The sequence below is a fragment of the Mesorhizobium sp. 113-3-9 genome, assembly GCF_016756515.1.
Lineage (GTDB): Bacteria > Pseudomonadota > Alphaproteobacteria > Rhizobiales > Rhizobiaceae > Mesorhizobium.
Genome location: NZ_AP023246.1, coordinates 672,807 through 686,366, shown reverse-complemented (window position 1 = coordinate 686,366; position 13,560 = coordinate 672,807). Strand labels below are relative to the sequence as shown.

The 13,560-nt window shown below is 62.5% G+C and carries 12 protein-coding genes; 9 read left to right on the top strand and 3 right to left on the bottom strand.

Annotated features, from left to right (window positions below; genetic code table 11):
• Window positions 1–23: 23 nt before the first annotated feature.
• Window positions 24–1,328, bottom strand: coding sequence for a nicotinate phosphoribosyltransferase (pncB, locus tag MesoLj_RS03195; protein WP_202325055.1), 1,305 nt, complete (start codon window positions 1,326–1,328; stop codon window positions 24–26).
• Window positions 1,329–1,462: 134 nt separating this feature from the next.
• Entirely contained in the window at window positions 1,463–2,437 is a 975-nt protein-coding gene (gcvA, locus tag MesoLj_RS03190; protein ID WP_140770666.1) for a transcriptional regulator GcvA, read from the bottom strand.
• A 211-nt stretch (window positions 2,438–2,648) separates the two neighbouring features.
• On the opposite strand from gcvA, the gene speB reads away from it, so the two are divergent.
• From speB to MesoLj_RS03165, 5 genes are all read left to right on the top strand, one after another.
• Complete coding sequence (speB, locus tag MesoLj_RS03185; protein ID WP_140770664.1) at window positions 2,649–3,710, top strand: agmatinase; 1,062 nt, start codon at window positions 2,649–2,651, stop codon at window positions 3,708–3,710.
• 81 nt (window positions 3,711–3,791) lie between these two features.
• Window positions 3,792–4,601: a transporter substrate-binding domain-containing protein gene (locus tag MesoLj_RS03180; protein WP_202325054.1), complete on the top strand. Its 810-nt coding sequence runs from the start codon at window positions 3,792–3,794 to the stop codon at window positions 4,599–4,601.
• Window positions 4,602–4,607: 6 nt separating this feature from the next.
• Window positions 4,608–5,264: an amino acid ABC transporter permease gene (locus MesoLj_RS03175; protein WP_056568479.1), complete on the top strand. Its 657-nt coding sequence runs from the start codon at window positions 4,608–4,610 to the stop codon at window positions 5,262–5,264.
• Window positions 5,261–5,905: an amino acid ABC transporter permease gene (locus tag MesoLj_RS03170; RefSeq protein ID WP_140770661.1), complete on the top strand. Its 645-nt coding sequence runs from the start codon at window positions 5,261–5,263 to the stop codon at window positions 5,903–5,905. The genes MesoLj_RS03175 and MesoLj_RS03170 overlap by 4 nt, the downstream gene beginning before the upstream one ends.
• Before the next feature lie 509 nt (window positions 5,906–6,414).
• Window positions 6,415–7,422, top strand: a complete 1,008-nt coding sequence (locus MesoLj_RS03165; protein ID WP_202325053.1) for an HD-GYP domain-containing protein — start codon at window positions 6,415–6,417, stop codon at window positions 7,420–7,422.
• 236 nt (window positions 7,423–7,658) lie between these two features.
• Here the strand turns inward: MesoLj_RS03165 and MesoLj_RS03160 are convergent, their stop codons facing one another.
• On the bottom strand, window positions 7,659–9,062 hold the full coding sequence (locus tag MesoLj_RS03160) for an MATE family efflux transporter (protein WP_202325052.1): 1,404 nt from the start codon (window positions 9,060–9,062) through the stop codon (window positions 7,659–7,661).
• Between the two features lie 254 nt (window positions 9,063–9,316).
• Between MesoLj_RS03160 and MesoLj_RS03155 the strand changes: the two genes are divergently transcribed.
• The 4 genes from MesoLj_RS03155 (at window position 9,317) to MesoLj_RS03140 (ending at window position 13,555) form a co-directional block, all read left to right on the top strand.
• Window positions 9,317–10,234, top strand: coding sequence for an AraC family transcriptional regulator (locus tag MesoLj_RS03155; protein ID WP_140770655.1), 918 nt, complete (start codon window positions 9,317–9,319; stop codon window positions 10,232–10,234).
• A gap of 282 nt (window positions 10,235–10,516) precedes the next feature.
• Window positions 10,517–11,749, top strand: coding sequence for an ABC transporter substrate-binding protein (locus MesoLj_RS03150; protein ID WP_446720323.1), 1,233 nt, complete (start codon window positions 10,517–10,519; stop codon window positions 11,747–11,749).
• A 130-nt stretch (window positions 11,750–11,879) separates the two neighbouring features.
• Window positions 11,880–12,746, top strand: coding sequence for a carbohydrate ABC transporter permease (locus MesoLj_RS03145; protein ID WP_202325050.1), 867 nt, complete (start codon window positions 11,880–11,882; stop codon window positions 12,744–12,746).
• Complete coding sequence (locus MesoLj_RS03140; protein ID WP_140770649.1) at window positions 12,743–13,555, top strand: carbohydrate ABC transporter permease; 813 nt, start codon at window positions 12,743–12,745, stop codon at window positions 13,553–13,555. The genes MesoLj_RS03145 and MesoLj_RS03140 overlap by 4 nt, the downstream gene beginning before the upstream one ends.
• Window positions 13,556–13,560: the final 5 nt, after the last annotated feature.

Sequence of the window (13,560 nt, the reverse complement as noted above, 5' to 3'; positions counted from 1 at the left end):
ATGCCTCAAGCAGCGCTCGCCCCTCACACCTTGACCAGTTGCTCCACGCGGTCCTTCTCGCCGAAAATCCTGAGATACCGCTGGATCTCCTTCTCGTCGCCGGTCGCCTTGGCCGGGTTGTCGGAAAGCTTCACCGCCGGCCGGCCATTGGCCTCGGTGACCTTGCAGACCAGCGATATGGCGTCCAGGCTGTTGGTCTCCGTCGGCGCGCAGCCCTCGAAATCATTGGTGAGGTTGGTGCCCCAGCCGAAGGACATGCGCACCTTGCCCTCGAAGTGGCGGTAGGTCTCCTCGATGGTTTCCACCTCCAGGCCGTCGGAGAAGATCAGCAGTTTCTGCTTGGGATCCTTGCCCTTCTCGCGCCACCAGGACAGGATTTTTTCGCCGCCTTCGATCGGCGGGGCGCTGTCGGGGCGAAAGCCGGTCCAGTCGGCCACCCAGTCCGGCGCGTCGCGCAGGAAGGAGGCGGTGCCGAAAGCGTCGGGCAGCACGATCAGCAGATTGCCGCCATAGTAGCGCTGCCAGTCCTGCAGCACCTTGTAGGGAGCCTGTTTCAGCTCCTTCTCCGAATTGGCAAGCGCCGCGAACACCATCGGCAATTCGTGTGCGTTGGTGCCGAGCGCTTCGAGGTCGTTGTCCATCGCAAGCAGCACGTTGGAGGTGCCGGTGAAGGCCTCGCCGATACCTTCCTTGAGCGCCTCGACACACCAGCGCTGCCACAGGAAGGAATGCCGCCGGCGCGTGCCGAAGTCGGAAATGCGGATGCCGGGCAGCGCCTTCAGGCGCTCGGTCTTGGCCCACATCTTGGCCTTGGCGCGGGCATAGAGCACATCGAGGGCGAAGGGCCCGAAGGCCCGCATCGCCGCGCGGGACCGCAGTTCGTTGATGATGGCGAGCGCCGGGATTTCCCACAACGTGGTATACATCCACGGCCCGCTGAAGGAGAGCTCATACTGTCCATTGCGCCTGGACAGTTCGTAGTCGGGCAGCCGGAACCCTTCCAGCCAGGCGAGGAATTCCGGCTCGAAGATCTGCTTGCGGCCATAGAAATTGTTGCCGCCCAGCCAGATCATCTCCTTCTTGGAGAAACGCAAGGTGCGGGCATGGTCGAGTTGTTCGCGCAGCTCGCCTTCATCGATATCGTCGGCCAGCCGCACCGAAGTGGTGCGGTTGATCAGCGAGAAGGTGGCCTCGACCTTGGGGTACATGCCCCAGATCATCTGCAGCATCAGAAGCTTGTAGAAATCCGTGTCGAGCAGACTGCGCACGATCGGATCGAGCTTCCAGGTATGGTTGTAGACGCGCCGCGCAATATCGGTCTTAGCCATGTTTCAACGCCGCCTTCGCTGCCTGCAATCCAACCGCGACAGGCCTCATAGCATCGAATTGACCAAAACGCTGCTTGCTTTCAGGCTGGCCCGACAAAAAGAACGGCCTGCATGCGGCCGTGCACGGTATGCCGTCAGCCTGCGGATTTGCCGCCGATCACCTTGAGTGCCGGGCGTTTGCGGCGGGTGACGAGGCGGCCGGCGACAGGAGCATCGGCGCGGCCGTCATCCCCGGCCTTCTCGGCGAACAGCCAGTCGATGAACACCTGCACGATCGGCGCTGTGCGCATTTCATTGCGGCAGACGATGTAGAATTCATCGACCGCCGGCACCGACAGGCTGAACGGCGCGATCAGCATGCCCCTGGCCAGCAGCGCGCTTGCCGTCACGGAATCACCCAGCGCCACGCCATGGCCGTGCACCGCGGCCTCGGTCGCCATGCGGGCATCGCCAAGATGATGGCGTCGACCGCGCTCGAGGTCCAGCGCGTCGGCGGCCGCCAGCCAGGTGTGCCATTCGCGGCCGTCGTCGCCATGCAGGAAGACATGATCGGCGAGATCCCTGACGCTGCGGATCGGGCGGTTGTTGATCAAGGTCGGGCTCACCACGGGAAACAGTTCCAGCCCCGACCATTTGCGCATCCAGCAATCGGCCCAGCTGCCATTGCCATAGTGGACGCAGACATCGATATGCGGTGCCCTTATATCCCTGGGGTCGTTGGAGGGAATGAGCGTCAGCTGGATGTCGGGATATTGCGCGGTGAAGCTGCCAAGCCTCGGCGTCATCCACAAAAGCAGCAATGCCGGCACGCAGGACACCGAAAGCGCGCCGCTGCTGGCCGGGCGCGTCAGCCGCTGCGTGGCGGCGGCGATGCCGTCGAAGGCGGTCGATACAGCCGGCAAAAGTTCGGCGCCATGCGGCGTCAGCTTGACCCGCTGGCCGACACGCTCGAACAGCTTGACCCCGAGCGACTGCTCCAGCGCCTTGATCTGGTGGCTGATGGCGCCATGCGTGACATTCAGCTCACTTGCCGCCTTGGTCAGCGAGCCATGGCGCGCCGTCGCCTCGAAGGCGCGCAGCGGGTTCAGGGGCGGCAGGCGTTTGGCCATAGGGGACTCGGCAGTTTGTGAGATTTTCTCACAGAAAACACCCTAACAATATCAATTGATTTTTCAAGGCGGCTGCCGGACACTTCAGTCCTGAACAACTTCAAGACGTGAAATCTGCAGGCAGCCAGCGGGACAAGCGACCCGGCCGGACGACGGTCAATTCGCCTGAGATCACCATTGGTCAAGCTGCACCAATCGAGGAGGAACCGATATGGGCTATGATCGCGGCAAGCTTGACGCGCTGCGTCGCAAATATGGCGAGAGCCATGGCGGCGAGATGTTCGACCCAAAGTTCCGCAAGGTCGCCGACAAGATCTTCTCCAAGAGCGGCACCAGGCTGGCGCCCTATTCCGGCATCCCGACCTTCCTCGCCGCGCCCTACCGCGAGATCGCTGCGGAGAACCCGGATTTCGGCGACCTGCAGGTGGCCATGATCGGCGTGCCGATGGACCTCGGTGTCACCAACCGGCCGGGCTCGCGCTTCGGGCCGAGGGCGCTGCGCGCCATCGAGCGCATCGGCCCCTACAACCACGTGCTGGAATGCGCCCCTACGCATGAGCTTCGGGTGGCCGACATCGGCGACACGCCGTTCCGCAGCCGCTATCGGCTGGAGATCAGCCATGAGGACATCGAGCGCCGCACCAACCAGATCGTCGATGCCGGCGTGCTTCCCCTCTCTGTCGGCGGCGACCATTCGATCAGCCATCCGATCCTCAAGGCTGTCGGCAAGAAGGCGCCGGTCGGCCTGATCCACATCGACGCCCATTGCGACACCAGTGGCCTGTTCGACATGACCAAGTTCCACCACGGCGGCCCGTTCCGCAACGCGGTGCTCGACGGCGTGCTTGATCCGACGCGCACCATCCAGATCGGCATCCGCGGCTCGGCCGAATATCTGTGGGAGTTCACCTACGAGTCCGGCATGACCGTGGTGCACGCCGAGGAGGTGACCGGGCTAGGCATCCCCGCCATCATCGAAAAGGCCCGCAAGATCGTCGGCGACGGCCCGACCTATGTCTCCTTCGACATCGACAGCGTCGATCCGGCCTTCGCGCCCGGCACCGGCACGCCGGAAGTCGGCGGGCTGACGACGCGCGAGGTGCTTGAACTGCTGCGAGGCCTCAAGGGCCTCAACATCGTCGGCGGCGACGTCGTCGAGGTGGCGCCGCAATATGACGCCACCACCAACACGGCGCATGCCGGCGCCCAGGTGCTGTTCGAGATACTGAGCCTGATGGTGTTCAGCCCGGCCATCACGGGCAAGGGGGCCTGACGGACGTCACGAAAAGGCGGCCGCCGCGCTGGAGCCGGCGGCTGACCCAACAATCAAAAAGCTTCCAGAAGGGGAATGACAATGACAATCCACTCGACACTGAAATCATCCATCGCCGCCGCCCTGATGCTGGGTGCTGCCGGTCTTGGCTTTGCCACGCAGGCGGCCAACGCCGACGCGCTGGCTGACATCACCAAGGCCGGCACCATCAATGTCGGCGTCTTCGCGGACTTCCCGCCCTTCTCCTCGGCCAGCGCCGATATGAGCCTCAAGGGCTATGACATGGACGTGGCCCAATACATCGCCGACACGCTCAAGGTGAAACTCAATCCGGTCCCTGTCACCGGCCAGAACCGCATCCCCTACCTGAACGACCATCGCGTCGACATCCTGATGAGCGTCGGCTACTCGAAGGAGCGCGAGCAGGTCATCGATTTCGCCGCCGCTTACGCGCCCTATTACATCGCGGTGATCGGTCCGGCGGCGATGACGGTCAAGGGCAAGGAAGACCTCGCCGACAAGTCGATCGCCGTCAATCGCGGCACGCTCGAGGACACCTCGCTCACCGAGGCCGCGCCTGCCTCGGCCGACATCAAGCGCTTCGACAACTACAATTCGGTGATCCAGGCCTTCATCTCCGGCCAGACCCAGCTGATGGTCGTCGGCAACGATGTCGGCGCGCAGGTGCTGGCCAAGCAGGATGCGCTGAAGCCGGAGCAGAAGTTCCAGCTTCTGACCTCGCCCTCGCATATCGGTCTCAACAAGAATGAGGACGGGTTGAAGAAGGCGGTCAACGACGCCATCGCCAAGATGCTTGCCGACGGCAAGCTGGACGAAAGCTCGAAAGCCTGGCTGAAGACGCCGCTCAATCCCGACAACCTCAAGGATTGAGTTCCCATGGCCTTCGGCTGGCTTCCAGGTGCCGTGGGCGACATCGCGCACGGCGCGGCCACGACGATCCTGCTGATCGCCGTGACCACGCTGGCGGGAACGCTGCTCAGCATCCTGGGCGCGGCGGGACGGCGAAACGGCCCCGCGCTGCTTCGCCGGGCCATCGCCTGGTACGTCGAGGTGATGCGCAACACGCCGTTCCTGGTGCAGCTGTTCTTCATCTTCTTCGGGCTGCCGAGTCTCGGGATCCGGCTCGACCCGATCCTGGCCGCCATGCTGGCGATGACGCTCAACATGGCGGCCTACACGATCGAGATCGTCGGCGCCGGGCTTGATGCCGTGCCGCTCGGGCAGACGGAAGCAGCGCTGGCCTTGGGGCTCAGGCCCCGTCAGGTGTTCATCAAGATCGTGCTGCCGCAGGCGCTCAAGGTGATCTATCCGGCGCTCACCAGCCAGATCGTCATCATGATGCTGGAGTCGGCCGTGGTGTCGCAGATCGCGGTGCGCGAGCTGACCTATGAAGCCGACATGCTGCAGGCGCGGACCTTCCGGTCCTTCGAGACCTATTTCGTCGTGACACTGGTCTATCTCGCTTTGTCGATGGCCTTGCGCCGGCTCCTGGTCACCGGCGGGCGTCGTGCTCTCGGAGCTGGCGTGTCATGATCGAGTTCACCTTCTGGGACATCGTGCGCAATCTTCTGCTGGCCGCACGCTGGACCGTGCTGCTGTCGCTGGCCGCCTTCGTTGGCGGCGCGCTGGTCGGAATGGTCGTGCTGTTCTTCCGGATCTCCAAGAATAGATGGAGCCGGCGCCTCGCCTCCGGCTATATCGCCCTTTTCCAGGGAACGCCGCTTCTGATGCAGCTGTTCCTGATGTTCTTCGGCCTGCCGATGCTCGGTCTGCGCATCGAGCCATGGACCGCCGCGGTGCTCGGCCTCACCTTCTTTGCCAGCGCCTATCTGGCCGAGATCTGGCGCTCCGGGGTAGACGCGCTGCCGTTGGGCCAATGGGACGCCGGCGCCAGCCTCGGCCTGCACTATCTGCAGGAACTCAGGCTGATCATCCTGCCGCAAGCCTTCTCGATCACCCGCGCGCCGACGGTCGGTTTCCTGGTGCAGCTGATCAAGTCGACTGCGCTGACCTCGATCATCGGCTTCGAGGAGCTGGTGCGGACCTCGAACGCCATCAACAACGCGACCTTCGAACCGTTCAAGGTCTATGGGCTGGTGGCGCTGATCTTCTTCGTCATGTGCTTTCCGTTGACGCAATATGCCCGGTCGCTCGAACGGCGCGCCGCCCATTGAGTGGAGCTGTGTTGACGAGCATCGACGGAGACTAAAAAACTATAGGAGGCGCTCGAATGCCTCTTTGGGTCATTGGATGACGTTGGGTGCGTCACCTTTGGGGCCGTCTCCGGACTTGCGGCTATTGGGGCCAATAGCTGTCATTCTGTAGCCGACTCGTTGTCGGACGTTCTGCACGCTGCGGCTAGCAGCCGAAACTCGTTATTCGTGCTGTTACGCCAATCGGCAGAGCCGCGACCAAAATCGAACCGAGGATTCTCGAGTATAGTACCGGGCTAACTGCGGGACGAACTTGTCTCCTACTCGATAGGGTAAGGAAAGTTTACGAACATGCCGTAACATTGAACGGCGACGAGGGTTGAGAGGCGCGCGAGAGTAGTTTCCGGGCAGCTATGCGCTATAACTTGAAGTAAGCGCACCGGCGACGCGGACAACATTAGGCGTTGGTGTCCGCCAAGCACCTGGTCGCTCCGACGGTTTCGAGCCAAGACTAACCAGGCGAACACTGCATGATCAGTTCTACGCTTCTTCAGATCGACAAGAATGAAGCCCGTCTCGGCATGTTTGTTCATGGGTTCGGCAAGCAATGGCTACGCAGCCCGTTTGCAGCCAGCCAGTTCAAACTATCCAGCCCGGCCGAGCTGCAGGCGCTTCGCGAAAGTTCGGTAACGACGCTTGTCATTGACCTTTCAAAGGGGATCGGGCCGACCAGTTCGACGGCCGAGCTACCAAAACCCATTGAGAGCTCAACGCCCGCCAACACTGAGGCTGCGTTGATGAAAGCGACCGGGATGGTCCGCTCGATCTTCAGCAACGCAGCCTCATCTACATGCATTGACCAGCAGCAAGTGGAGGCGGTTGTCGACGTCGTCGACCAGCTCCTGCACACTCGCCCGGCAAGCGTCTTGAACCTCACCAAGCTCAAGACAAAAGACGAGATCAGCTTTCAACATTCAGTAGCAGTCTGTGCTCTTGTCGGCTTATTCGCGCGACATCTCAAGCTTGACAGTAATTTGGTCCGGATACTGTCAGTTGGCAGTCTTCTGCATGACATCGGAAAGATTCGTATCCCGACCGCCATTCTGACCAAGGCCGACAAGCTCACGGCTGATGAGATGGCAATCATGCAGACCCATCCGCGCGAGGGATATGCAATCCTGGCGACGACGAAGGGGTTACCGGAAATCGTGGGAAAAATCTGCCTTCATCATCACGAAAAGCTGGACGGGTCCGGCTACCCGGATGGCCTGAAAGACGGACAGATCGGTGCCGCGGCACGGATTGTCGCGATTTGCGATGTTTTCGATGCCTTGACGTCCATTCGGCCATACAAGAAAGGCTTCACTCCAGAGGCTGCCGGGGAGATGATGGAGACGTGGAGCGGCCATTTTGATCGAGTGCTTTTAAAACAGTTCTTTGATTGCATGGGCTTACGATGGCTGAGCGGACCCGCTCAAACCCGGCAAATCACCGATGAGACGGGGGCCCTTGCTCAGGCGGACTTAAACAACTTCTAATGCACCTGTCGCGCACATGGTTTGAGCCCGTCCCCAGGTTGGCACACCGACGAACCCGACGATTCGCCAATATGCCGTCGGCCTCCGCCGCTTTGCTTCGACGTCTGCTTCTCGGACACGCAATGCATGCCCGAACGACTGACAAGAGGCGCAAAGCAGGCGTTTCGTAGGCTGACGCGAAGGCTCCGTTCAATGAGCCGCAATGTCTGCTGCCGGGCAGCCGGCAACCGTCCGGTTCAATGCCCGAAGGCAAGCGACGGCGCGATCCGGTCGCGGCGCAGCCAGCGCGCCAGGAGCAGCGCCGCCACCACGGCCAGTCCTGTCGAGAGGCCCATCCAGATGCCGACGCCGTGCAAGTCGAAATGGAAGGCGAGCAGCACGCCGAGCGGCAGGCCCACGCCCCAATAGCCGATCGCGGCGTAGATCATCGGCACCTTGGTGTCATGCAGGCCGCGCAGCATGCCGGCGGCGACCGCTTGCGCGCCGTCGAAGACCTGGAACAGGGCGGCGAAGGCCAGGAACGACACGGCAAGCGTGATCACCCTGGCATTGGCCGGGTTGGCGAGATCGATGAAGGCGCTGATCAGCGGATGCGGCCACAGGATCATCACCAGCCCCATCAGCGCCATGAACGAGACGCCGATGACAAAGGCGGTCCAGCCGGCGCGCGAGACGCCTTCCGGATTGCCGGCGCCGTGCGCAAGGCCGACGCGCACCGTCACCGCCTGGTTGAGGCCAAGCGGCACCATGAAGGAGATCGAGGCGATCTGGATGGCGATGGCATGCGCGGCCAGCGAATCCGCGTCGATCAGGCCCATCAGCAGCGCCGCGGCGTTGAAGATCGTCACCTCGAAGGCGAGGATGCCGGCGATCGGCAGGCCGAGCCGAAGCAGGCCCTTGAAACGCGGCCAGTCGGATCGCCAGAAGCGCCCGAACAGACGGTAGCGCCGGAACTTCTTCTCCAGCATCACCACCGCTGCCATGCCGGCGAACATCAGCGTGCTGGACAGCGAGGTGGCAAGGCCCGAACCGGAGATGCCCATTGCCGGAAAGCCGAGATTGCCGAACATGAACACCCAGTTGAAGAGCGCGTTGCAGGCGACGGCGACGAAAACGATGACCAGCGCCCAACCAGGGCGTTCCAGCGCCGAGATGAACGAGCGCAGCACGATGTAGAGGTAGAAAGGCAGCACCGCCCATTCCAGCCAGCGCAGGTAGATGCCGGCCTGGTGCGCCAAGGCAGGCTCCTGGCCCATCGCCAGCAGAATGGATTCGCCATGCCACAGGAAGATCCAGATCGGGATCGAGATCAGGATCGCCAGCCACAAGCCCTGGCGCACGGTGCGGCGCAGGTCGCGCACCGAATGGCGGCGACGGCCAAGCTCGGTGGCAATCATAGGCGAGGTTGCCAGCATCAGGCCGAGGCCGAAGATCAGCGGCATGAAATAGAGGTTGGCGCCAAGCGCGCCGCTGGCCAGCGTGTCCGGCCCGAGCCGCCCCATCATCATGACGTCGGTGGCCGTCATCGCCGTTTGGCCGAGATTGGTCAGCACCATCGGCCAGGCCAGCGCCAGCGTCGCCTTGATTTCCTGACGCCAAAGATTTTCCGGCGCGCGAGCGCCGGCTTCGATCGCAGACATTGTTCCGCTCTTTCCAGGCGCGGCACGTCGGCAGAAAGAAGCCGGAAGCCGCATGTCAAACGGCAAAACCTGCGGTTTCGCGGCGTTTGCGCCGTCTATTGAACGAAATGCGACATGAAGGCAAGGGAGGAGGAGCGGGTACCGATTGAGCCAGCGCCATTCCCCTGGTGCGGTTGCGTCGTTCCCTTGCCGGGCGCGGGCTGTTACGGATTGCCTCGGAGATCGGCAGCCAGCGAACCCCCCGGGAGATACGGATGGCGTTCAGACAGCGAAAAAACACGACCGCGATCCCGCGCACTGCGCCGGCCTTCGAACATATCGTCACCGAGGCGAGCGACAGTTTCCTGTGGAGGCGCGACGACTACCCCTGGGAGCGCAATGTCTGGAACTTTCATCCGGAATACGAAATCCATCTGCTCAGGAAATCCTCCGGCGTGGTCCTGGTTGGCGATCACATTGGCGAATTCGGGCCTGGCTACCTGACCATCGTCGGTGGCGGCCTGCCACATGACTGGGTGACGGCGGTGCAGCCGGGCGAACTGATCGAAGGCCGCGACATCGTCCTGCAATTCGATGCGCAGAGGCTGCGCGGCTCGGCGGGCCTGTTGCCCGAACTGCGCGAACTGGAGCCGTTCCTCGAACGGTCGCTGCGCGGCATGGTCTTTCACGGTCGCACGGCGCTGGAGGGCGCCGAACTGATGGAGCGGATGGGAACGGTGCATGGGCTCGCCCGCCTCTGCCTGTTCCTCGAACTGGTCGACCTCCTGGCCAGGACCGACGAGTACGAACTCTTGTCTTCGCCCGATTTCTCGCCGGTTCTCGATGCCGCGTCCCTCGACATCATCCAGCGCACGCTGACCTATCTGTTCCAGCATTTCGCCGAGGATCTGAAGCTGCCCGACGTGGCCGAACTCGCGGGAATGACGGAGAGCACATTTTCGCGCTTCTTCCAGAAGAACACCGGCAACTCCTTCAGCGACCACCTTGCCAAGCTCAGGCTCTGGCAGGCCTGCAAGCTGCTGGCGGATACCGATGTTGCCATCACCGACATCTGTTTCCAGGTCGGCTACATGAACATCTCGAACTTCAACCGCGCCTTCCTGCGCAAGCACAAGATGACGCCGTCATCATACCGCAAGCTGTCGCGGCAACGGCTGACGATGCGCGCATAAGCACGCCTTAAATCAACGGCTTGGATGCGATCGATACTCGTGTGACGGACTTTGATCCGGTGCGCCGTTTTTTGCGCTGCACAATGCATAAAAGTACATGTTTGTTGCAACGGGGCTTCTAGCTTGGTCCGGTTGAACTCCTCATTTTGGCGGTGGGTGGCTTGTCGCTCGGGCGATGGTGAGGATCGCAGACCCCGAGGACGTCCGCTTCCCGCGAGTGTTCCTGGAGGAGAAAAATCAATGAAACCAATTCGGCTCGCTGCGGGCTTGGGCGCAGCTTTCATGCTTTCCGCTACCGTATCAACCATCGCGCTGGCGCAGGCGCCGGTCTGCACGGCACCGGTCAAGGTGCTGGCGCAGCCACGCGACGGCCTGACGCTTCTGGAGGACTCCAAGGCCGAGTTCGAGAAGCTTGCCGGCGCCGGCTTCCAGATCGACTATCTGAACGAAAACGACCGCCGCGCGAAATCGCGCGCCGATGCGTCCACCGTCGGCAACTACAACGTCTACTATGTCGACGAAGCCAATGTCGCTCTGTTCGCCTCGTCGAAATGGATCGTGCCGCTGACCGATTATTATCCGGCTGACTATGATTATGCCGACTTCGATCCCGGCCGTCAGAAGGTCGCGACCTATGACGGCAAGGTCTGGTTCGCGCCGCTGACCGGCGGCGGCGACCTGATGGTCTACCGCAAGGACGTGCTCGAGGCCGCCGGCATCCAGCCGCCCAAGACACTCGACGAACTGATCGCCGATGTGCCGAAGCTCACCAATCCGGACAAGGGCATGTATGGCATCGCGCTGCGCGGCGCACGCGGTTCGGGCGCCAATGTCTGGCGCTGGATGCCCTTCTTCAAGGCCTATGGCGGTCAGTGGTTTGACGGCGACAAGCCGGTCTTCAATTCGGACGCCGCCGTCAAGGCGACCGAAACCTATCTGAAACTCTTCAAGGATTCGGCCCCCGGCACGCAGACCGGCAGCTGGGATGAATCGACCGGCGCCTTCCTCTCCGGCCAGGTCGCCATCCTCGTCGAATCGACGCCGCTGTCGGGCATGGCGGTCGATCCGAAGACCTCGCAGGTGGTCGGCAAGATCGGCTTCCTGCCGCCGCCCTCGCCACTGCCCGGCGGCGGTTACGGCCATGGCCTTGCCATCGCGGCGAAGGCCAATGCCGACGACGCGTCGAAGAAATGCGCCGGCCTGTTCATCGCCTGGGCAACGTCCAAGGAAAACGAGAAGCGCCGGCTCGACGCCCATCAGTTCGGCGAGCTGAACCGCACCAGCATCCTGTCCAGCAAGGAATTCGCCGACATCTACGGCGCCGATCTCGGCCAGGCGCTGGCGGCGACCGGCAAGGTCACTGCGGTCAACTTCTGGCAGGATCCGCGCTGGCCCGATCTCGGCGACCGTTGGGGCATCATCCTCGAGGAACTGGTCACCGACACCCGCACCGACATCAAGGGCGGCCTCAACGAGCTCGAGGCCTATGCCAACGATCTGGCGAAGAAGAAATAGAGCCATCCTCCCGCCCGTGGCGCGCGGTCCACGGCATTGTCCGCAATGCCGGGACCTGCGCGCCGCGGGAACTTTGCCCAACGAGCAAGTCATGCCGACACCATCGAGACGCAAGCGAGGATAGATGCCAATGGCCCGACGCACGTCGCTCCCTGTCACCTTCGTCGTTCCGACCATCGCCATCCTTCTGGTGCTGTCGATGGTGCCGACGCTCTACGCCATTGTCATCGCCTTGCAGAACCGCGAGTTGAGCACGCCCGATTATTCCTGGGTCTGGCTTTCGAACTTCTATGACTTGTTTCTCGACCGCCGCTTTCTCAACGCGGTCTGGGTGTCGGTGAAATGGGAGATCGTCACCGTTGTCGCGACGATGGTGGTGGCGATCGGGCTCGGCGTGCTGATGTTCGAGGTCGCCAGCCCGCGCCTGCGCAATGTCTACTGCCTGCTGTTCATCATCCCGGTGTTGTTGCCGCGCGTCTCGGCGGCCTTCGTCTGGAAATTCGCCTACCATCCGCTCTACGGCATCGCCACCTACCCCTACAGGCTTATCACAGGCGGGCTGATCTTCGATCCGCTGTCGAAGCCGGCGACGGCCTTGTTCGCCGTCGCTTCGGTCGATGTCTGGCAGTGGGGGCTGTTCTTCGCCGTCATCGTGCTGAAGCTGCTCGAAACCCTGCCGCCTCAGCCGATCGAGGCGGCACGGCTCGACCATGCCAGGCGCTGGCAGATCCACGCCTATGTCACCTTGCCGATGCTGAAGGCACCCTTGATCAGCCTGATGTTCGTCAAGATGATCGAATCGCTGCGCTCCTTCGACCTGATCTATGTGATGACCCGCGGCGGACCGGGCGTGGCCACCGAAACGCTCGACATGTACGCCTTCTCGCAAGGCTTCATCGAGTCCGGAAAGGTCTCCTACGCCTCGGCCATGGCCGTGCTGATGATGATCGCCACCGTTATCACCTTCACCATGCTGTGGAAGCGGGTGCAGGCATGAAGCCCGGCAGACTGATCGGCAAGGCGATATTGGCGCTGGCTGGGTTCCTGGCCGTGTTTCCGCTGCTGTGGACGGCGCTCAATGCGCTCAAGAACAATGTCGACATCATCACCCGCGTGCCGCGCCTGGTGTTCACGCCGACATGGGCCAACATCGGCTACATCCTTGGCCGCGACAGTGTGCTCACCGGGCTCTACAACTCGGTCGTCGCCTGCGGCTCGGCCGTGCTGATCGGCGTCGTGCTTGGCCTGCCGGCGGCCTACGCGGTGGCGCGCTACCCCAACCGATGGGCCGGCGACATCCAGTTCTTCGTGCTGTCGCTGCGCTTCCTGCCGCCGGTCGCGGTGGCCATTCCGCTGATGGTGATCTGGCTGCAGGTCGGCCTCTACGACACTTTGCCGGCGCTGATCGTCACCTACTCGCTGCTCACCATCTCGGTGATCATGTGGCTCGCCATCCCCGCCTTCCAAAGCGTGCCGAAGGAGATCGAGGAAGCAGCCTTCGTCGACGGCTACGGCGCCTATTCGGTGTTCTGGCGCATTGCCTTGCCCGTCGCCGCGCGCTCCCTGGCAGGGGCGGTCGCCTTCAGCTTCGTGCTGGTCTGGAACGAATTCCTGATCGCGCTGATGCTGTCGAGTTCCAACGCCAAGACCTTGCCGATCGTCGCCTCGGAACTCTCCCAGCAAGGCATGAATGTGCCGTGGGGCATTCTGAACGCCTCGGTCGTGCTCCTGTCGCTGCCGCCCCTGCTGTTCCTCGGCGTACTCAGCGGCTTCCTGAATTCCGTTTTCCGGCAAAAAAAGACTTGATGTGA